Source organism: Pallidibacillus pasinlerensis (assembly GCF_009996845.1).
In the GTDB taxonomy this organism is placed as follows: domain Bacteria; phylum Bacillota; class Bacilli; order Bacillales; family Caldibacillaceae; genus Pallidibacillus; species Pallidibacillus pasinlerensis.
In genome coordinates, this window is sequence record NZ_JAACYS010000062.1 from 1 (window position 1) to 20,194 (window position 20,194).

General features: G+C 33.8%; 22 protein-coding genes. 21 read left to right on the forward strand and 1 reads right to left on the reverse strand.

Annotated elements, in window-relative coordinates; all coding sequences use genetic code 11:
* Positions 1 to 41: 41 nt before the first annotated feature.
* Positions 42 to 956, reverse strand: coding sequence for a Na/Pi symporter (locus tag GW534_RS12190; RefSeq protein ID WP_246204121.1), 915 nt, complete (start codon positions 954 to 956; stop codon positions 42 to 44).
* A gap of 163 nt (positions 957 to 1,119) precedes the next feature.
* Between GW534_RS12190 and rpsU the strand changes: the two genes are divergently transcribed.
* From rpsU to cccA, 21 genes are all read left to right on the forward strand, one after another.
* A complete protein-coding gene (gene rpsU / locus GW534_RS12195) occupies positions 1,120 to 1,296 on the forward strand; it encodes a 30S ribosomal protein S21 (protein WP_161921297.1) in 177 nt (58 codons plus the stop codon).
* A 16-nt stretch (positions 1,297 to 1,312) separates the two neighbouring features.
* Positions 1,313 to 1,756 (forward strand): GatB/YqeY domain-containing protein, encoded by a 444-nt coding sequence (locus tag GW534_RS12200; RefSeq protein ID WP_161921298.1) that lies wholly within the window; start codon positions 1,313 to 1,315, stop codon positions 1,754 to 1,756.
* Between the two features lie 206 nt (positions 1,757 to 1,962).
* A complete protein-coding gene (locus GW534_RS12205; RefSeq protein ID WP_161921299.1) occupies positions 1,963 to 3,288 on the forward strand; it encodes an NfeD family protein in 1,326 nt (441 codons plus the stop codon).
* Positions 3,289 to 3,336: 48 nt separating this feature from the next.
* Complete coding sequence (floA, locus tag GW534_RS12210; protein WP_202630921.1) at positions 3,337 to 4,353, forward strand: flotillin-like protein FloA; 1,017 nt, start codon at positions 3,337 to 3,339, stop codon at positions 4,351 to 4,353.
* 20 nt (positions 4,354 to 4,373) lie between these two features.
* Positions 4,374 to 4,955, forward strand: a complete 582-nt coding sequence (locus tag GW534_RS12215) for a hypothetical protein (RefSeq protein WP_161921300.1) — start codon at positions 4,374 to 4,376, stop codon at positions 4,953 to 4,955.
* Positions 4,956 to 5,016: 61 nt separating this feature from the next.
* On the forward strand, positions 5,017 to 5,301 hold the full coding sequence (gene yqfC / locus GW534_RS12220; RefSeq protein ID WP_161921301.1) for a sporulation protein YqfC: 285 nt from the start codon (positions 5,017 to 5,019) through the stop codon (positions 5,299 to 5,301).
* 21 nt (positions 5,302 to 5,322) lie between these two features.
* The gene (gene yqfD, locus GW534_RS12225) at positions 5,323 to 6,519 is read left to right on the forward strand and encodes a sporulation protein YqfD (RefSeq protein ID WP_161921302.1); all 1,197 of its coding nucleotides are present in this window, start codon (positions 5,323 to 5,325) and stop codon (positions 6,517 to 6,519) included.
* Between the two features lie 56 nt (positions 6,520 to 6,575).
* Positions 6,576 to 7,490: a PhoH family protein gene (locus GW534_RS12230; RefSeq protein WP_161921316.1), complete on the forward strand. Its 915-nt coding sequence runs from the start codon at positions 6,576 to 6,578 to the stop codon at positions 7,488 to 7,490.
* Between the two features lie 292 nt (positions 7,491 to 7,782).
* Positions 7,783 to 9,969: an HD family phosphohydrolase gene (locus GW534_RS12235; protein ID WP_246204123.1), complete on the forward strand. Its 2,187-nt coding sequence runs from the start codon at positions 7,783 to 7,785 to the stop codon at positions 9,967 to 9,969.
* The gene (gene ybeY / locus GW534_RS12240) at positions 9,953 to 10,426 is read left to right on the forward strand and encodes an rRNA maturation RNase YbeY (protein WP_161921317.1); all 474 of its coding nucleotides are present in this window, start codon (positions 9,953 to 9,955) and stop codon (positions 10,424 to 10,426) included. The genes GW534_RS12235 and ybeY overlap by 17 nt, the downstream gene beginning before the upstream one ends.
* Before the next feature lie 13 nt (positions 10,427 to 10,439).
* Complete coding sequence (locus tag GW534_RS12245) at positions 10,440 to 10,787, forward strand: diacylglycerol kinase family protein (RefSeq protein WP_161921303.1); 348 nt, start codon at positions 10,440 to 10,442, stop codon at positions 10,785 to 10,787.
* A 98-nt stretch (positions 10,788 to 10,885) separates the two neighbouring features.
* Positions 10,886 to 11,284, forward strand: a complete 399-nt coding sequence (locus tag GW534_RS12250; RefSeq protein WP_161921304.1) for a cytidine deaminase — start codon at positions 10,886 to 10,888, stop codon at positions 11,282 to 11,284.
* On the forward strand, positions 11,277 to 12,188 hold the full coding sequence (gene era, locus GW534_RS12255; RefSeq protein ID WP_161921305.1) for a GTPase Era: 912 nt from the start codon (positions 11,277 to 11,279) through the stop codon (positions 12,186 to 12,188). The genes GW534_RS12250 and era overlap by 8 nt, the downstream gene beginning before the upstream one ends.
* A gap of 142 nt (positions 12,189 to 12,330) precedes the next feature.
* Positions 12,331 to 12,471 carry a YqzL family protein gene (locus GW534_RS12260; protein ID WP_161921306.1) on the forward strand — a complete coding sequence of 47 codons (141 nt, stop codon included), beginning with the start codon at positions 12,331 to 12,333 and terminating at the stop codon, positions 12,469 to 12,471.
* Between the two features lie 38 nt (positions 12,472 to 12,509).
* Positions 12,510 to 13,262, forward strand: a complete 753-nt coding sequence (gene recO / locus GW534_RS12265; RefSeq protein ID WP_161921307.1) for a DNA repair protein RecO — start codon at positions 12,510 to 12,512, stop codon at positions 13,260 to 13,262.
* 110 nt (positions 13,263 to 13,372) lie between these two features.
* Positions 13,373 to 14,008, forward strand: a complete 636-nt coding sequence (locus GW534_RS12270) for a helix-turn-helix transcriptional regulator (RefSeq protein ID WP_161921308.1) — start codon at positions 13,373 to 13,375, stop codon at positions 14,006 to 14,008.
* 20 nt (positions 14,009 to 14,028) lie between these two features.
* Entirely contained in the window at positions 14,029 to 14,838 is an 810-nt protein-coding gene (locus GW534_RS12275) for a pyruvate, water dikinase regulatory protein (RefSeq protein ID WP_161921309.1), read from the forward strand.
* A 401-nt stretch (positions 14,839 to 15,239) separates the two neighbouring features.
* Positions 15,240 to 17,042 carry a DNA primase gene (gene dnaG / locus GW534_RS12280; protein WP_161921310.1) on the forward strand — a complete coding sequence of 601 codons (1,803 nt, stop codon included), beginning with the start codon at positions 15,240 to 15,242 and terminating at the stop codon, positions 17,040 to 17,042.
* Positions 17,043 to 17,063: 21 nt separating this feature from the next.
* Positions 17,064 to 18,185 (forward strand): RNA polymerase sigma factor RpoD, encoded by a 1,122-nt coding sequence (rpoD, locus tag GW534_RS12285; protein WP_161921311.1) that lies wholly within the window; start codon positions 17,064 to 17,066, stop codon positions 18,183 to 18,185.
* Between the two features lie 240 nt (positions 18,186 to 18,425).
* On the forward strand, positions 18,426 to 19,565 hold the full coding sequence (locus GW534_RS12290; RefSeq protein WP_161921312.1) for an acyl-CoA dehydrogenase family protein: 1,140 nt from the start codon (positions 18,426 to 18,428) through the stop codon (positions 19,563 to 19,565).
* A gap of 188 nt (positions 19,566 to 19,753) precedes the next feature.
* Positions 19,754 to 20,113 (forward strand): cytochrome c550, encoded by a 360-nt coding sequence (gene cccA / locus GW534_RS12295; protein ID WP_161921313.1) that lies wholly within the window; start codon positions 19,754 to 19,756, stop codon positions 20,111 to 20,113.
* Positions 20,114 to 20,194: the final 81 nt, after the last annotated feature.

The following is a 20,194-nucleotide window of genomic DNA, read 5'->3' on the forward strand; positions in this document are numbered from 1 at the left end:
AGACACTAATATCTAAGTTTCCGCTGCTATAACATTGTAAATTACCCATGAACCCTTTTAATGAAACGAGCGAATTGATCTACGAAGGGTAAAAATAATAGAGATACAACGACGTTAAAGAGTACGCTTGCATGGGCTAATTGGTTATCAGGTGAAGAAGCTAGATTTGCAACAATCCGTGCAAATAAGGTTATAAGAGGAATAAAAATAAGAACACCTAACACATTTAACCAAATATGGGCCCAAGCTGTCATTCTTGCTTCTTTTCCTCCTCCTAAACTGGCGATATACGCATCAAGGCATGTCCCAATGTTTGAACCGAGCATAACAGCAATTGCGACTGGTAAGCTTATTGCATTTGCTTGTAAAAACCCCATCGCAATCCCAGTCATTGCTGTACTTGATTGAATAATTGCGGTCATAATACATCCTGCCAACACACCTAATAATATATTTTCTTCTAAAGATAATAGAAATGGACCAATCACCTTACTTTCCGCTAAAGGTGCTGCTAATCGTTCAAATCCAAACAAGGCCATGAAAATTGCCCCTAACCCATAAAAAAATAACCCGATACTCCGAATTTTTCGTACTGGAAGTAAAATACACAAACTTCCTATAATTAGTAGCGGAATAATTAATTGTTCTGTCCCGAAAGCTAAAAATTCTAATGTCGCCGTTGTTCCGATATTCGTACCTAATATTATTCCAATCGATTGTTTAAAAGAAACGAGACTGGCAGAGACAAATCCGACTGTAATAATCATAACAGCAGAACTTGATTGTAAAAGTATGGTAAAAATCGTCCCGAAAATAAGTCCAGAAACAGGAGAAGAAGTAAATTTTAACAGCCATTCACTAAGCTTTTGTTGTGATACTGTCTTCAGTCCAAGACGCATTATATACATGCCACCGAGAAATAAACTTAAATATAAAACAAAAAATAAAAACGACAACTTGTCCTCACCTCAATTCATCTTATGAGGTTTATTTCAAAAAATGAGTTTAAAAATTCTTTTTACAATGGTTGACCAAAGTAAATTTTTTTATTATACTTTTGAAGTACATGGAATTTTCCATGGTAATTGTAAGGTGTTTTGTTCGGAGGGAGGGAAAGATATGTCAAAAACAGTTGTTCGTAAAAATGAATCCCTTGATGATGCATTACGTCGTTTCAAACGTCAAGTATCAAAAACGGGTACATTACAAGAAATAAGAAAACGTGAATTTTACGAGAAGCCAAGCGTAAGACGTAAGAAAAAGTCTGAAGCTGCAAGGAAACGTAAGAAATTTTAAGAGGGTGTAAACGATTATGAGTCTTCTTGAACGTTTAAACGAAGATATGAAAGTAGCTATGAAAAATAAGGAAAAAGATAAACTTTCCGTTATTCGTATGATTAAATCTTCTTTACAAAACGAAGCGATAAAGCTTGGTAGGGATTTAAAAGAAGACGAAGAGCTAACTGTTCTATCTCGTGAAGTAAAGCAACGAAAAGATTCCCTCCGTGAATTCGAAAGCGCCGGTCGTTCTGACTTGGTTGAAAAAATACAAACAGAACTTACTTACGTTGAAAAATATTTACCTGAACAATTAAGTGAAGATGAACTTAAAACAATCATTCAAGAAGCGATTCAACAAGTTGGAGCAACTTCAAAAGCTGATATGGGAAAAGTTATGGGCGTCGTGATGCCGAAAGTAAAAGGTAAAGCCGATGGCTCATTAGTAAATAAACTTGTTGTTCAAGCGTTAGCTTAGAATTCCTATAATTTTAATTACGAAAAACAGGGTCTGACAAGGTTTTGTCAGCCCTTTTTTAAAGGAAAAAAGTATAAATTTTCAAAATGAAGTTTAATTAGTGGACATAATCAACAAATATTTTTCATTTTTTTTTACATATTTTTTGAAACTAAGTCATTTTCTTAAACGTATAAGTATTAAACTTTATGTAGGGAGGACAACGTTTGCGAAAATTTAGTAAAAAACTATTTGCTGTTATTTTCTTGCTATATTTTATTCCTCTATCATTAATTCCAATTAATCAAGTAAGCGGTGACAATGACCTTGTTTATTATGCTAAGATAGATAGTGAAGTAACGGACGGACTTACCGAGTACTTAAAACGGGCAATTACTACAGCAGAGGAGAATAATGCGAAAGCTATAATTTTTGAAATTCATACACCTGGAGGCGTCGTAGCTGCTGCTCAAGATATTGCCAAGCTATTAGGAGATACGAAGGTAACAACCATTGCCTTTATTAATCATAATGCCCTTTCTGCAGGAGCGTATATTTCATTAAACATGGATGAAATTTATATGGTGCCATCAGGGAATATTGGTGCAGCTGGAGTCATAACACAAGACGGAAATGCTGCAGATAAAAAGGCGCAAAGTGCATGGATTGCAGCGATGCGTTCAGCTGCCGAACAAGGTGGAAGAGATCCGATTTATGCGGTAGCAATGGCTGATGAATCGGTAGAAATCCCTGAGCTTGGTAAAGAAAAAGGTGAATTCCTCACATTGACTGCAACCGATGCTGTAAAAGTTGGATATGCGGAAGGTATAGTTGGTTCTAAAGATGAACTGCTACAGGTAATAGAATTACAGCATGCCGACCTGGAAATCATTGATAAAACTGTATCGGAACGAATTGCGGAATTTATCACAAATCCTATTATTACTTCCTTATTATTAACACTTGGAAGTTTAGGTTTAGTCCTTGAATTATATTCGCCTGGTTTTGGGTTACCAGGTATGATTGGTATTAGTTCATTCCTTCTATTCTTTTATGGTCATTATATAGCAGGATTAGCTGGTTATGAATCGCTTATCTTATTTATACTAGGTGTAGCGCTCATCCTATTGGAATTTTTCATCCCTGGAGGTATCGTTGGTTTTATCGGCCTTGGCCTAGTTATATTATCAATTTTACTGACAGGTGAAAGTCTTATCCAAATGGGAATTAGCTTAGGAATTGCTATAACTTTTGCAATTATAGTGATGGTGATATTTATGAAATTTTTCAAGAAAAGAGTTCGAATTTTTGACAATTTAGTCCTCCGAGATGCAACAAGTACAGAAAAAGGGTATGTATCCAATGAATCAAGAACAGATTTGTTAAATAAAGAAGGTACAGCTTTAACTCCTCTTAGACCATCTGGTACAATTATCATCGATAATGAACGAATCGATGCAGTATCTGAAGGTGGCTTTATCAATAGTGGTGATAAAGTGGTGGTTATTAAAGTAGAAGGTGTGCGGGTAATTGTACGCCAAGTAAAAGAGTAATTTACAAACCACATTGGTTTTAAATATTAAATTTAGGAGGTTAATTTAATGCAAATTGCAGGAATTGATTTATTTACCCTCATTATACTTGCAGGTATAATTATTTTACTTATTTTCTTTTTATCCTTCATCCCAGTGATGCTCTGGATTAGTGCCCTAGCGGCAGGTGTTCGTATTAGTATTTTTACTTTAGTTGGTATGCGATTACGTAGGGTTATCCCTGGGCGAATTGTTAATCCACTCATTAAAGCTCATAAAGCAGGTTTAAGTGTTACTAATAATCAATTGGAAAGTCATTACTTAGCAGGAGGTAACGTTGATCGTGTCGTTAATGCGTTAATTGCTGCCCATCGAGCAAATATTGAATTATCCTTCGAACGTTGTGCGGCTATTGACTTAGCAGGTCGTGACGTATTTGAAGCTGTACAAATGAGTGTTAACCCGAAGGTTATTGAAACTCCATATATATCTGGTGTTGCTCTCGATGGTATTGAAGTAAAAGCTAAAGCGAGAATTACAGTTCGAGCGAATATTGATCGTTTAGTCGGTGGTGCTGGTGAAGAAACAATTATCGCCCGTGTAGGTGAAGGGATTGTTTCCACGATTGGTGGATCAAAAAATCATAAAGAGGTACTAGAAAATCCTGATATGATCTCGCAAACGGTATTGAAAAAAGGTCTTGATGCAGGAACTGCGTTTGAGATTCTATCTATTGATATTGCTGATGTAGATATCGGTAAAAACATTGGTGCGATTTTACAAACAGACCAAGCGGAAGCTGATAAAAACATTGCGCAAGCAAAAGCAGAGGAACGTCGTGCGATGGCCGTTGCCGCTGAACAAGAAATGGTTGCACGGGTGCAAGAGATGCGTGCTAAAGTTGTGGAAGCTGAATCTCAAGTTCCACTTGCAATGGCAGAAGCATTAAGATCAGGAAATTTAGGTGTTATGGATTATATGAACTATAAGAACATAATGGCTGATACAGAAATGAGAAATTCAATTGGTCGTGCGACAAGAGAAGAAATGAACGATAATAAAAACAATAATAAAAAAGATAAATAGAAGATGGGAGGTCTTCCCACTTGCTTGATTTTATATTAGAAAATTTCCCGTTAATTATTGTCATTCTCGGTGGATTGCTGTCCTTAATTGGAGGAGATAAGAAAAAGACAGAGAAACAATCTCCGCGGCCAAGGCCGTCAACTAAGGAGTTAGAAAAAACACCTCCTTTCGGTAGCGACGGAGATCCTTTTTCCGGGAATCGTAATCCATTTGAAGACTTGAAACGGGAATTAGAAGATGCGTTTGGACCGTCAAGAAGACAAGAACAACGTGAAGATCATTTTCCTGAATCTCAAGAGAAAAAACATGAAACTGTTCAACCAATTACAAAAGAAGAAAGTGTAGATGTTGTTGAACAAGTAGATGAACAATTAGCTCAAGCGGAAAGAATATTGCAAAAGAAATTACAAGCAAGACAAAATCAATTGGAGCAAGATTTAGTGCGATTTGATCGCATCACTCAACAGTTAAGTTCTGAAGATAAAGTAATCAAAGTACCGAAAGTAACTAGAAAAAACGTTACCCAAGGAATTATTTGGTCTGAAGTTCTTGGACCTCCGCGATCTAAAAAACCGTACCGTTCAAATGTTTATCAAAAATAGGAAAAATTGTGCTATTCCCCCCTTTTATTTCATAAATATGAGATGAAAGGGGGTTCTTTTTTTGGCTAAAAAGTGGAAGCAGAAAATCCAACGCTGGTTAACGAAGCAACTGGATCTTCCTGAAGATGTCATGATGGACTTTCCCCGTATTACGATGGTGGGACAATTACATGTATATATAGAAAATCATAAAGGTTTACTAACCTTTTCAGATAAAGAAGTTAGAGTGTTATTGAGTCAAGGTCAGTTATTAGTAAAAGGCGAAGGTTTTGTAATTAAAACGATTTGGCCAGAAGAATTAATTTTAGAAGGGAAAATAGAACAAGTCCTATATATAAATGAATGAACGGTATGGTGGGAGGAACGTATGAAAAATTTATGGTTTAAACGTCTTTTAGGCTCGGTTACAGTAAAATTAATCGGAATTAGTGGAGAGCGGATCATAAACGAATTAATACGTCAGAGGCTCGTGATATGGAATGTTAAACGAATGTCGAAAAATGAAATCATCTTTCAAATGTTTATTAAAGATATACGATCATTACGTCAAGCTATTAGAACTCATCGAGTGAAGGTACGTTTTATTAAACGCGCTGGGTTCCCATCTTGGCTAAAAAGATTCAGAAGAAATATTGGAATTTTTATAGGAGTGTTTATAGCACTTATAATTATAATAATATTGTCCAATATGATTTGGAAAGTTGAAATAGAAGGGGCTTCCCCGGATTTAGAATATAAAATGGTAAAACAGTTAAAAGAAATGGGTGTAAAAATCGGTGGCTTTCAATTTCTTGTCGATGACCCGGAAGGAATTCAAAGAAAACTAACAGCTATGAACGAAGAAGTTACATGGATTGGTGTTGAGTTAAATGGGACAAGCTACCATTTCCAAGTAGTGGAAAAAGAACAACCTGATGAAGTGAAAAAAACATCCCCGCGACATTTAGTGGCGAAAAAGGAAGCAATCATCGTTGATTATTTTGTTGAAAAAGGAGAGCCGGTTATTACAATTAACGATTTTGTTAAACCTGGTCAATTACTTGTGTCTGGTTTAATTGGTAGAGAAGATGCGAAGCAAAAAGTTTCGGCAAAAGGTGAAATTTTAGGGAAAACGTGGTATACGACAGAAGTAGAAGTTGATTTAACAACAGAGTTTGAGTTATTAACCGGTAAAGAGAATAAACGAACAACGATTGATTTTGGAAACATTTCCATACCAATTTGGGGCTTTTCTAGTGCAAAATATAAACATAAGCAAGTAGAAGAAAATAAACATGAACTTCAATTTTTAAAATGGAAATTACCTATCAGTATTACAAATAAAACAATAAAAGAAGTTGAAGTTCATGAAAAAACTTATTCCACAAAAGAAGCGAAGAAACTAGCACAAGAAATAGCTAGAAAAGATTTACAAAAATCATTCTCTGAAGAAGCAAAAATTATTGATGAAAAAATTTTGCATGAAAAGGTAGAGAATGGTAAATTAAAATTATTAATAAGTTACGATGTAATCGAAAACATTGCGAAAGAAGCACCGATTATAGAAGAAGAACGAGAAGATTAGGAGTGTTGTCGTTTTTGAATACACAGGAATTTCACTTAACCCATTTAGAAAATCCGATGACCTTATTTGGAACAGGTGACAGTCATTTAAAGATGATTGAAACTGAATTAAATGTTTCGATCACAACGAGAGGAGAAAGTGTAAGAATATCTGGTGAGGAACAAAATGTAAATCATGCGGCAGATGTTATTCGCTCTTTACATGCTATGATTCAAAAAGGGATTACAATTAGCCCTCGAGATGTTGCACTTGCGCTCCAAATGGGGAAAAAAGGGACAATTGAATATTTTAGTGATTTATATAAAGAAGAAATAACAAAAAATGCCAAAGGTAAACCAATCCGTATAAAAACTCTTGGTCAAAGAGACTATGTTCAAACGATAAGAAAATTTGATTTAGTTTTTGGTATTGGACCTGCGGGAACAGGAAAAACATATCTTGCAGTTGTACTTGCCGTACACGCATTAAAAAATAATATGGTTAAGCGAATTATTTTAACCCGGCCAGCTGTTGAAGCGGGGGAAAGTTTAGGGTTTTTACCTGGTGATTTAAAGGAAAAAGTTGACCCTTATTTACGACCATTGTATGATGCGTTACATGATGTTTTAGGTACAGAACATACAGAACGATTAATTGAACGTGGTGTGATTGAAATAGCACCATTAGCCTATATGCGTGGTCGTACTTTAGATGATGCCTTTGTCATTTTAGATGAAGCGCAAAACACGACTCATGCGCAAATGAAAATGTTTTTAACCCGATTAGGTTTTGGTTCGAAAATGGTAATTACGGGAGATCTTTCTCAAATTGACTTACCTAAAGGTGTACAATCAGGTTTATATTCGGTTCAGCAAATTTTGAAAAATGTCCCTGGAATCGGATTTTGTTATTTAAAAGAAACGGATGTTGTTCGACATCCACTTGTTGCCAAAATTATTAAAGCTTTTGATGAACAACTGTCCGATGAATAAATACTGTTATAACAAGAACAAAAAACTCACCATTAGGTGGGTTTTTTGTTTCGCTATATTGTAAATTTTATTTACTCTTAGCTTATTTTTCCAATTATTGATGAAAAATGTAATTAAAATTGGTAAAATTGAACATAAAGTATGATGAAGCATGAAGTCACGTTCTAATTCGTCTACATATTTAATATATTTCGAATTTATTAATAAAAAATTTTTTTATTCATGTTTATGTTATACTTTGCACACATAATAACAAGACTTGTCCCCTAATGAAAAGTAAGGTGGGATTAAAATGAATAGAACAAAAAAGAAAAACGACAAAGTGTTGTTAAAAACATTGCAATTTTTGAATAGAAGATTTGCATATTGGATTATTTTTCTTATAATTGGTTTAGTTCTTTTTAGTTCGATGTATAACAATGTAAAACCGATTGTTTTAGACGTGACTAAGTTTGAACCATCAAAAGAGACAATTCGTTCTCCATTTACTATTGAAGATGTAAATGCAACGGAAAGGGCAAGACAGGAAGCTGCAAATGAAGTTGAAGCCCAATATGTGTTGAAACCTGAAATTGGACAAAATAGAGTAGATTTAATTAGATCGATTTATGATTCTGCTATTGAATTACAAGATGAACTAATGGAATTAAACATACAATCTCAAGTTGAAAATACAGAAGAGGAGCTCGATGTAAAAAGTCCAACATTAAAAGAAAAAGTAGATTGGCTCAAGGAAAAACTGACGGAAAATGTAATTGTCGACTTGTCAAACTCCACATTAGAAACATTAGTAAATAGTAATAAACTAGATTTGACAATTGCAAAAGATGCGGCTGTTACAGCAGTAAACAATGTAATGAGTAAAGAAATATTAAACTCTGAAGTGGAAAGTGCTAGGGATAGAGTAGAGGAAGAGCTACGTTTTGTATCTATTCCTGAAAACTTAAAAATTGCCACAATTGAGTTAGCGCGATATGCAATTACACAAAACTACTTCTATGATCCAGAAAAAACAGAAGAAATGCGTCAACAGGCAGAAGAAAACGTAGATCCAGTTTATATTCTCCAAGGACAAATTATTGTTGAAGAAGGCCAGTTGGTTAACCAAAAAATATGGGAACAACTAGAACTTATCGGTTTGGTGAATACCGATTTCCCGTATATGCCATTTATCGGTTTAATAATTTTTGTGTCGGCCTTGATTGGTGTGATTTATTCTTACTTCAATGAAAATCGCAGGAACGAAACTACACATAAAGAATTGATTATATTTAGTGTCATCCTTGTAACCTCAATCGTCATAATGAAAGGGATTAGTTCCATTCCGATTAAACAATATGATATTAGTTTTGTTTTTCCTGCTGCTCTGTGTGCGATGTTGATGAAGATATTGTTAAATGACCGTTTAGGAATTATTGGAACAATCGTTTTAGCTACTTCCGCTGCTGTCATTTTTAATGGACAGTCTTCTGGTTCATTTCATTTAACAATAGCAATTTACATTATTTTTAGTGGATTAGCTGGAATTGCATTTTTGTCTAATCAAAACCAACGTTCTAAAATTTTCCAAGCTGGATTATTCGTTTCTGCTATAAATATTTTAGTGATTATTGCCATGTTGTTTATACCGAACACGAAATTTTCTGTGAGCCAATATTTAATATACGGTTCAATGGGAATCTTTTCTGGAATTAGTTCTGCTGTATTAACAATTGGATTTTTACCATTCTTTGAAGCTGGTTTTGGTATATTATCAACAATGAAGCTCATTGAATTATCAAATCCGAACCATCCATTACTGAAAAAGATTTTAACTGAAGCACCAGGAACGTATCATCATAGTGTAATGGTGGCAAATCTTGCTGACAGTGCTTGTGAAGCGATTGGCGCAAATGGATTATTAGCAAGGGTTGCTTGTTATTACCATGATATTGGTAAGACGAGAAGACCGAACTTCTTTATTGAAAACCAAATGAATGCAGGTAATCCGCATGATCATTTACCACCTGAAACGAGCAGGGATATTATAATCGCCCATGCTAAAGATGGGGCAGAAATATTAAAGAAACATCATATGCCGAAAGAAATTATCGATGTTGCGATGCAACACCATGGAACAAGTTTATTAAAATATTTTTACCATAAAGCTAAAGAAAGTGGTAAAGAAGTTAGGGAAGAAGACTTTCGTTATCCTGGTCCAAAACCACAAACGAAAGAAACAGCAATCATTAGTATTGCCGATAGTGTTGAAGCGGCTGTTCGTTCGATGAAAAATCCTGATAAAGAAAAAATTGAAACATTAGTGAAAAATATAATTAAGGACAAATTAAAAGATGATCAGTTTAGTGAGTCTAATTTAACTTTAAAAGAATTAAAAATTATTGAGCAAACACTATGTGAAACACTACATGGAATTTTTCATAATCGAATTGAATATCCGAAAATAAAAGAGAAAGGTGAAAATAATGCTAGAAATTGATTACAACGATGAAACCGGTGAATTAACAGAAGGTCAAATTCAACAAATATTAGATTTATTAACACTAGCAGCCGAGATGGAAAATATAACGGAAAAAAGTGAACTTTCTTTAACCTTCGTTACTAATGAAAAAATTCATGAAATTAATAAAGAGTATCGTGGCGTCGATCGTCCAACAGATGTAATTTCCTTTGCTTTAGAAGAATCCGTAGAGGAAGAAATTGAAATAAAAGGGGCACCCCCAATGCCCCGAATTTTAGGTGATATTATTATTTCAATTCCTAAAGTAAAAGAACAAGCAAATGAATATGGACATTCCTTTATGCGTGAGCTCGGTTTTCTATCTGTTCATGGTTTTCTTCATTTATTAGGTTATGATCATGGAACAGCTGAAGAAGAAAAAGAAATGTTTTCCAGACAGGAAGAAATATTACGACGATTCGGTTTAACCCGATAAGGATTTGTTAAGGATGAAAAGTTTCTTCTTATCATTTAAATATGCCTTTGAAGGAATTGTTTCTGCTTTTAAAAAGGAAAGAAATTTAAAAATTCATTTCGTAATCGCTGCGGTCGTAATTGTATTAGGTGCGTTATTCAAACTTCATAAACTAGAATGGATTATACTAATATTAACAATTGGGATAATGATTGTTTTAGAATTGATTAACACATCAATTGAACGGACGATTGACTTAATTACTGAGGATTATCATCCATTAGCAAAACAAGCAAAAGATATTGCGGCTGCAGCTTGCCTTGTATTTGCAATTTGTACTGTGATAATTGGTTTAATTATATTTTTGCCAAAAATTATTTAAGGTTATTTTTGTAAAAAATAGAATTTTCTAAAAATAAATATTAACAAATTGTGAAGTTTATTGTAAAATAAAATTAAGATTTAGAAGGGAAGAAAAATATGACTAAAGAACAACTACTAGAAGAAGCAAAAGTCGCACGAACTTATGCGTATGTACCTTATTCCAATTTTGCGGTAGGAGCGGCTCTTCTTACTGAAGATGGAAAAATATATAGAGGTTGTAATATTGAAAATGCTGCCTACGGTATGGCAAATTGTGCAGAGCGAACTGCGCTATTTAAAGCGGTTTCAGAGGGAGATAAAAATTTTAAAATGATTGCTGTAATTGCTGATTCCGATCGTCCTGTTCCTCCGTGTGGTGCTTGTCGTCAAGTAATGGCTGAATTATGTCCACCTGACATGAAAGTCATTTTGACAAATTTAAATGGGGATATTCTTGAAACTACTGTAAAAGAATTACTACCAGGTGCGTTTAAAGCGGAGGATATGAATGAATAAAAATGAAAAAAGATTTAAATCAGGATTTATAACGATAATTGGCCGACCAAATGTAGGTAAATCAACATTTTTAAACCATGTCATCGGTCAAAAAATTGCTATTATGAGCGATAAAGCACAAACAACACGGAATACAATTCAAGGTGTATTAACAATGGACGATGCACAATTAGTTTTTATTGATACTCCTGGAATTCATAAACCGAAGCACCGTTTAGGCGATTTTATGGTAAAAGTTGCGACTAACACGCTAAATGAAGTGGATTTAATTTTGTATATGATAAATGCTACTGAAGAATTTGGTCGTGGAGAACAATTCATCTTAGAAAAATTAACAGGCGTAAATACAGATGTTTTCCTTGTCATTAATAAAATTGATTTAATTCATCCTGACAAATTAATTGAAATTATTGGGCAATATAAAGATAAATATAATTTTGCAGAAATAATTCCGATTTCTGCTTTACAAGGTAATAATGTAGACAGATTATTAGAGGTTATTAAAGAGTATATGCCAGAAGGTCCGCAATATTATCCAAGTGATCAAGTAACGGACCATCCAGAGCGATTTATCATCGCTGAATTAATACGTGAAAAAGTACTTCATTTAACGAGGGAGGAAGTACCACATTCTGTCGCGGTTATTATTGAGAAAATAGACAAAAGAGATAACGGAACACTTCATATAATGGCGGCGATTATTGTCGAAAGAAATTCGCAAAAAGGTATTGTTATTGGTAAACAAGGTAAAATGTTAAAAGAAATTGGTAGACGTGCAAGAATCGATATTGAAAATTTACTTGGATCTAAAGTGTTTTTAGAATTATGGGTCAAAGTTCAAAAAGATTGGCGAGATAAAGTTAATTTATTACGAGAATTTGGCTACCGTGAGGATGAATATTAATTAAATTCTAGGTTTAACTGAATATGGATTTGTGTCATTTGAAATTGTTAAATTCTTCTTTTCATGTTTTTAAAAGCTCAGGTAAAAATATAGTTAGGTTAGGTAAAAAGCTAGTTTAAAAATTTGAAAGGTGGGGATTTCCATGTTACATTTTACTTGGAAGGTTTTTACCCAAACAGGAGATATTGATACGTACCTTCTTTATAAGGAATTAGAAAAAGAAATGGAAGCAACACCGAATGAAGAAAGCGAACTAGCAGATACAAATCTTCCTGTAACATAGCCTAAAACCTTTACGAAATAAATAGTAGGTGACCTTCTTTGATAGAAAAAATTGAAGGTATAGTGATTCGATCAGTTGACTATGGAGAGTCGAATAAAATTATTACGATATTTTCGAGAAACAAAGGGAAGTTCGGTGCTGTGGCTAAAGGGGCAAAAAAACCGAAAAGTCGGCTTGCCTCTGTGTCACAGCCTTTTACATATGGACATTTTGTTTGTATGATGGGAAATTCTGGACTTGCCACGATTCAACAAGGTGAAATTATTGATACCTTTCGAGGAATAAAAGAGGATCTATTCTTAACATCTTATGTTTCCTACATAGCTGAATTGCTTGAAAAAGGGACAGAGGATCGGGTAAATAACCCTTATTTGTTTGAGCTTTTTTATCAGACGATAAAAGCAATTGAAGAAGGACATGACCCTGAAATTTTGAAAAATATTTTTGAAGTTAAAATGTTACCTGTTTTTGGATTTCGTCCCACCCTTGATCACTGTGCAATATGTGGTAATAGTAATGGTCATTTTGTATTTTCAATTAAAGAAGGTGGTATTCTTTGTGAAAACTGTTCTCACCAAGATCCTTATTCTTTAAAAGTGCAACAAGTTACCTTAAAGCTTTTACGATTATTTTATCACTTTGATTTAAGTAGACTCGGGTCCATTAATGTGAAAGATAAAACAAAGAATGAATTAGAATTATGTATTAATGCTTATTATGACGAATACTCAGGATTATATTTAAAAACAAAACGATTTTTACAACAATTAGATAAGCTTAAAGATACATGATTAAAAATTTAGTAATTATTATACCTTATATGTGATAACATTATTTTTGATTCGCAAGAAAATAGTATATAATATTAATGTATATGTTATATATTATTATCTTGGATTAGGTGGTGAGAACGATCGAACTGAGTGAACGTCAAGAGAAAATTATCGAAATTGTAAAAGAAAAAGGACCAATAACTGGAGAAAAAATTGCTGATCGTTTAAATTTAACCCGGGCAACTTTAAGGCCGGACTTAGCTATATTAACAATGGCAGGTTTTTTAGATGCAAGACCAAGGGTCGGTTATTTTTATACTGGCAAAAGTAGTACTCAATTATTATCAGAAAGTATAAATAAGATAAAAGTTAATGAATATAAATCAATTCCAGTTGTTGTAAATGAAAATGTATCAATCTACGATGCGATTGTACAAATGTTTTTAGAAGATGTTGGTACGTTATTCGTTGTAGATGATAATAATTTATTGGCGGGTGTTCTATCAAGGAAAGATTGTTTAAGAGCGAGTATCGGTAAGCAAGATTTAAATACTGTTCCTGTACATATTATTATGACTAGAATGCCAAATATTACTACTTGTAAAAATGAAGATTTATTAATCGAAGTTGCAGAAAAATTAATTGAAAAACAAATTGATGCGTTACCAATCGTAAGAGAGACGGCTGAAGGATTAGAAGTAATCGGGAGAGTGACGAAATCGAATATTACAAAAGCATTCGTCGATTTATTCAAAAATGAGTAGTTAAGGAGATGACTAGACAGATGGCAAGACCGCCAATATACATTGTAAGTGATTCAGTTGGGGAAACAGTTGAATTAGTAACGAAAGCAGCGATGAGTCAATTTAACGGTTCGAAGGTCGAGATGCGCAGAGTTCCCTTCGTAGAAGATACTGGTACAATTGATGAAGTTATATCCCTTGCTAAAATGAATCAAGGAATTATCGTTTTTACGTTAGTAAAACCTGAAATGCGTCGTTATTTAGTAAAAAGGGCATCAGCTGAGAATATATTTGCATTTGATGTACTAGGTCCATTATTAGATAAATTTCAAGAAATATCTGGGCTAGAACCAAAAAATGAACCAGGTCTTGTCCGAAGACTAGATGAAGATTATTTTAAAAAAATCGAAGCGATTGAATTCGCTGTTAAATATGACGATGGGAAGGATCCGAACGGTATTTTAAAGGCTGATATTGTATTAATTGGTGTTTCCCGTACTTCTAAAACACCATTATCTCAATTTTTAGCTTTAAAACGATTAAAAGTTGCAAACGTTCCAATCGTTCCTGAAGTGGATCCTCCAGAAGAACTTGAAAAAATCGATCCAAAAAAATGTATTGGTTTAAAAATTAGCCCTGAAAAATTAGCGTATATTCGAAAAGAAAGATTGTTGTCACTCGGTCTTGATGAGTCAGCTTATTATGCTAATTTAGAGCGCATAAAGAGGGAACTTGAATATTTTGAAAAAGTTGTAGATAAAATTGGCTGTCATGTAGTAGATGTTACAAATAAAGCAGTTGAAGAAACAGCAAACTATATCATTGATTTATTAACCAAAAATAAAAAATAAGAGAAAAATTTGCAGAGAAAAGGTTGTTTAATTTTTAGACAACCCTTTTTCTTGTTTTAAACATTTTTATGGAAAAATACTAGTAAATATATTATAATAAAAAATTGTATGAAAAAATCTTAAAAAGAGGTTTAGATTGAAGGGTATTAGAATAGACTATTTATTGTAGAATGTCAAGTTAACGCAATAAAAATTATTCGACAAATTTTTTGTTTTGTATATTTTTCGAATTTATGAAAAATGTCTTTAAAAGAAGGATTATGTGGAGTGATGTAGAATAAGTTATTTGCAAAGATTTAACGTTACATAAAAATTATTATCATTTTATATAAATTTTTGTCGAATTTTGAAGGAGTTTCAAATTAAAAAGCGAATATATATTTATGGATGGAGATGTTCTCATGGTAGAACGTATTCCCAAGGAGAAAATTAATGAAATAAGACAGTCCATTGACATCGTTGATATTGTCAGTGAATATGTTCAGCTGAAAAAACAAGGACGCAATTATTTCGGTATTTGTCCATTTCATAGTGAGAATTCACCTTCATTTTCAGTTTCTCCAGAAAAGCAAATCTATCATTGTTTTGGCTGTCATGCAGGGGGCAATGTGTTTTCTTTTTTAATGGATATTGAAGGTATATCATTCCAAGAAGCTGCAAGCCGATTAGCTGAAAAGGCAAATATTCAATTGGCAATTAATCCTACGATAAATGAAAGTCGGATGCCAACTGAAGCCGAAAAGATGATAAAAGCACATGAGCTCCTAAAACAGTTTTATCATCATATACTTGTTAATACAAATAAGGGTCAAGAAGCATTTGAATACTTGCATAAACGAAATTTCACAAGAGAAATGATTGATTACTTTCAAATCGGTTATTGCTTAGATGAGTGGGATGCAAGTTTAAAGTTTTTAAAGGCAAAAGGCTTTGACGAACACTTACTTGAAAAAGCCGGACTTATTATTCGTGGTGAAAGAAATAACAATTATTTTGATCGATTTCGTGGACGTATCATTTTTCCGATATCTGATTATAAAGGTAATACTGTTGCCTTTTCAGGTCGGATTTTAGGTGAAGGTCAACCAAAGTATTTAAATAGTCCCGAATCACCAATCTTTCAAAAAAGTAAAACTTTGTACAACTTCCATAATGCCCGAGCTGCGATACGCAAGAAACAAGCAGTTGTCCTTTTCGAAGGGTTTGCTGATTGTATAGCTGCTTTTGGTGCCGGAGTAGAAAATGGAATAGGTACGATGGGAACAGCTTTAACGGATGAACATATTCATTTGATCAAAAGAAATACGGACAATGTCATTTTATGTTTTGATGCGGATACAGCGGGACAAACTGCGACTTTAAAAGCAGGTGAAATGCTTGCAGGTGCTGGTTGTGATGTCCGGGTAGCTATAATACCAGATGGTAAAGACCCAGATGAATACATCATTAAAAATGGGCCTGAACTTTTTAAAAATGAAGTCATAAGTGGAAGTATTACTTTTATGTCCTTTAAAATGAGGTTTTTCCGCACTGGAAAAAATCTCGATAATGAAGGAGATCGACTTGATTATATCGAAAAGGTATTAGAGGAAATTAGTAAGTTGGATAATCCAATTGAGCGAGATATATACTTGCGACAACTTGCTGATGAATTCTCCCTATCAATCGATGCTTTAAAACAGCAACAACGTAAAATTTATTATTCAATTAGGAAAGATTTACCGAAGGGCAAAGAAAAGAGACAGCAAAATCTGTCGGTAATAAAGCAGGATAAAAAATTACCTCCTGCATATTATAACGCTGAGAGGTTATTAATTGCACATATGTTAAAAAGTTTATCATTTTCTATGAAAGTTCAAGATGCACTCCAATCTATACCATTCCATATAGATGAGCACCAAGCAATTGTTACTTATCTTTATGCATATTATGAAGAAGGAAACCTACCAGATTTAAGTAATTTCTTAAATTTCATTCAAGATATACATTTAAAAAATATAGTGGCTGAAATTGGTATGATGAGTATTGCTGATGAAATTTCTGAAAAAGAGTTTCAAGATTATATAAAACAAATATCTAAATACCATCATGAGCTCAAATTAAAAGAAAAAATAGAAGAAGGAAAAAAAGCAGAACGAGAAAAAGATTATTTAAAAGCTGCTGAAATTTATAAAGAAATTATTAATTTAAAAAAGTCGCTTTAAATGTTGGAAGGAGGGGAACCAATGGCTGAAAAGTCAGCACGTTCCAAAGAGATTGAAGTAGACCAAACACTAGAACAAGTTAAAGAACAAATTATGGCATTAGGGAAAGAGAAAGGATCCCTTTCTTATGATACAATTGCAGAAAAGTTAAGTAAATTTGAACTTGATGCCGATCAAATGGATGAATTTTATGATCAATTAACTGAACAAGGGATTCAGTTAGTTGAACAAGATTCAACCGATACAGAATCCGATGATGATACGGACAATGAAGAAGAATTCGATTTAAATGATTTAAGTGTTCCACCTGGGGTGAAAATTAATGACCCAGTTCGAATGTACTTAAAAGAAATCGGTCGTGTAGACCTTCTTACACCAGAAGAAGAGATTGCTTTAGCTGAACGTATTGCACAAGGCGACGAAGAAGCAAAAAGACGACTTGCTGAAGCTAACTTACGTCTCGTTGTTTCCATTGCTAAAAGATACGTTGGTCGCGGTATGTTGTTCTTAGATTTAATTCAAGAAGGAAATATGGGCTTAATTAAAGCTGTTGAAAAATTCGACTATAAAAAAGGATTTAAGTTCAGTACTTATGCAACTTGGTGGATTCGCCAAGCAATCACTAGAGCAATTGCAGACCAAGCAAGAACAATCCGTATCCCAGTTCATATGGTTGAAACAATTAATAAGTTAGTTCGCGTTCAACGCCAATTACTTCAGGATTTAGGGCGTGAACCGACACCAGAAGAAATTGCTGAAGAAATGGATTTAACTCCAGAAAAAGTACGCGAAATATTAAAAATAGCTCAAGAACCTGTTTCATTAGAAACACCTATTGGTGAAGAAGACGACTCTCATTTAGGTGATTTTATTGAAGACCATGAGGCAACTTCACCGGCAGATCACGCAGCATATGAAATGTTAAAAGAACAACTAGAGGATGTCCTTGATACATTAACTGACCGCGAAGAAAATGTATTACGTTTACGCTTTGGTTTAGATGACGGTCGTACACGTACTTTAGAAGAAGTAGGTAAAGTATTCGGTGTTACCCGTGAGCGGATTCGTCAAATAGAAGCGAAAGCATTACGGAAATTAAGACATCCAAGTCGTAGTAAACGATTAAAAGACTTTTTAGAATAATAAGTATTACTTTTATTAGGTTTGTCAAATTGGCAAACCTTTTTTATTTTCCTTTTTCAATACAAAAAAATTATGTTAAAAAAGTTAACCGCTTTCAACATCTATTTTAAATAAATGTAATCCAATTTGCAAATTGCTCTTGAACTAACTTTATAAATTGATTATACATTTAAAATATTCTAAAATCAATAGTAACAAGTTTTATAACTATCATTTACTTTTTCAAAAGGGGGAGAAAATATGAATTGGGATTTAACAAGCGAACAGGAATTAATCAAAAAAACAATTCGCGAATTTGCCAAGGAGGAAGTAGCAAAAGGGGCAATAGAGCGAGACCGTTCTAAAAAATTCCCGCAAGAAATATTTCAGAAACTTGCCAAACTTGGTATGATGGGGCTGCCATTTCCAGAAAAATATGGTGGTGGCGGTAGTGATACGATAAGCTTTGCTATTGTAGTTGAAGAGTTAAGTAAAGCGTGTGCCTCTACAGGAATTACTTATTCTGCGCATATTTCATTAGGTGCCGCACCAATAAATATGTTCGGAACTGAAGAACAAAAAGAAAAATACTTGCTACCTCTTTGTACAGGAGAATCGTTAGGTGCTTTTGGTTTAACGGAACCGGAAGCAGGTTCCGATGCTGGAGGAACACAAACTACGGCTATTGAAGAAGGAGATAGCTTTATTATAAATGGTAATAAATGTTTCATAACAAATGCAAGTTACGCAAAATTTTTAGCTTTGACGGCTGTAACTAATCGTAAAGAGGAGAAAAAGGAGATTACTGCAATAATAGTACCTACGGATGCAGATGGATTTACCATCATAGATAATTACGAAAAAATGGGATTAAACGCTTCTAATACAACGGAATTAGTACTAGAAAATGTAAAAGTTCCACAGGAAAATGTTTTAGGCAAACGTGGAGAAGGTTTTAAACAATTCTTAATTACGTTAGACGGTGGAAGAATAGGGATTGGAGCTATGGCGGTTGGAATTGCTCAAGCAGCATATGAAAAATCATTAAATTATGCCAAAAAACGGAAGCAATTCGGAAAGTCACTATCAAAATTTCAAGCAATCCAGTTTAAATTAGCGGATATGGCGATGAAGTTAGAATTAGCTCGGAATATGGTATATAAAGCTGCTTGGTTAAAGGATCAAGGAAGACCATTCACGAAGGAAGCGGCAATGTGTAAATTATATGCTTCTGAAATTTGTATGGAAGTTACGAGTCAGGCTGTACAAATCCATGGGGGATACGGTTATATGCGTGATTATGAGGTTGAACGTTATATGCGTGATGCGAAATTGTTAGAAATTGGTGAAGGTACATCAGAAGTACAAAGAATGGTAATTGCTAGACAAATTGGCTGTTAATATTACAAAGATACTAAAAATGATATAACAAATTACCCGCTTAAAATACTAAAAATTATAATTTGACAGAATTGTGAAATATCAACTAACGATACACTAAACGCTTTATAATATTCATATTTTAAAGTAAAATAAGAATAGTTTGTAAATGTTTTTTGTTTATTATTCTCGCAAAAGGGGAGTGGGAAATGAAACGAAATGCAATTTTTCCGTATCTATTAATTATGGTTTTCGGTGTAGGTCTAATTTTTGCATTATCATTAATTGGAGTTTATTCAGGTAATGAAGCGGCTGACGGAGAAGGGGGCACGGATGCGGCATTACTAGAAGCAACACCTGAAGAAATATATAGTCAGGTTGGATGTATTAATTGTCACGGTGAAAATTATCAAGGGGCTTCAGGACCAGAATTAATCAACGTTGATTCTCGATTAAGTGCAGATGAAATACGAGATGTATTAGTTAACGGAGCGGGTGTAATGCCAGGGAATTTAGTGCCGGCAGAAAAACTAGATGAGATGATAGAGTGGATTATTTCGCTAGAATAAATTACATAATAGAAAGGTTACCCATGGAGAAACGAACTAATTTATTTATGTTAATAAAATTCTCTAAACGGGGTAACCTTT

What these genes read in the sequence shown, in the direction of transcription:
- rpsU (WP_161921297.1), top strand. Translation starts at nt 1,120, where the DNA reads ATGTCAAAAACAGTTGTTCGTAAAAATGAATCCCTTGATGATGCATTA.
- GW534_RS12200 (WP_161921298.1), top strand. Translation starts at nt 1,313, where the DNA reads ATGAGTCTTCTTGAACGTTTAAACGAAGATATGAAAGTAGCTATGAAA.
- floA (WP_202630921.1), top strand. Translation starts at nt 3,337, where the DNA reads ATGCAAATTGCAGGAATTGATTTATTTACCCTCATTATACTTGCAGGT.
- yqfD (WP_161921302.1), top strand. Translation starts at nt 5,323, where the DNA reads ATGAAAAATTTATGGTTTAAACGTCTTTTAGGCTCGGTTACAGTAAAA.
- GW534_RS12230 (WP_161921316.1), top strand. Translation starts at nt 6,576, where the DNA reads ATGACCTTATTTGGAACAGGTGACAGTCATTTAAAGATGATTGAAACT.
- GW534_RS12235 (WP_246204123.1), top strand. Translation starts at nt 7,783, where the DNA reads ATGAATAGAACAAAAAAGAAAAACGACAAAGTGTTGTTAAAAACATTG.
- GW534_RS12245 (WP_161921303.1), top strand. Translation starts at nt 10,440, where the DNA reads ATGAAAAGTTTCTTCTTATCATTTAAATATGCCTTTGAAGGAATTGTT.
- GW534_RS12250 (WP_161921304.1), top strand. Translation starts at nt 10,886, where the DNA reads ATGACTAAAGAACAACTACTAGAAGAAGCAAAAGTCGCACGAACTTAT.
- era (WP_161921305.1), top strand. Translation starts at nt 11,277, where the DNA reads ATGAATAAAAATGAAAAAAGATTTAAATCAGGATTTATAACGATAATT.
- GW534_RS12260 (WP_161921306.1), top strand. Translation starts at nt 12,331, where the DNA reads ATGTTACATTTTACTTGGAAGGTTTTTACCCAAACAGGAGATATTGAT.
- GW534_RS12275 (WP_161921309.1), top strand. Translation starts at nt 14,029, where the DNA reads ATGGCAAGACCGCCAATATACATTGTAAGTGATTCAGTTGGGGAAACA.
- dnaG (WP_161921310.1), top strand. Translation starts at nt 15,240, where the DNA reads ATGGTAGAACGTATTCCCAAGGAGAAAATTAATGAAATAAGACAGTCC.
- rpoD (WP_161921311.1), top strand. Translation starts at nt 17,064, where the DNA reads ATGGCTGAAAAGTCAGCACGTTCCAAAGAGATTGAAGTAGACCAAACA.
- GW534_RS12290 (WP_161921312.1), top strand. Translation starts at nt 18,426, where the DNA reads ATGAATTGGGATTTAACAAGCGAACAGGAATTAATCAAAAAAACAATT.
- cccA (WP_161921313.1), top strand. Translation starts at nt 19,754, where the DNA reads ATGAAACGAAATGCAATTTTTCCGTATCTATTAATTATGGTTTTCGGT.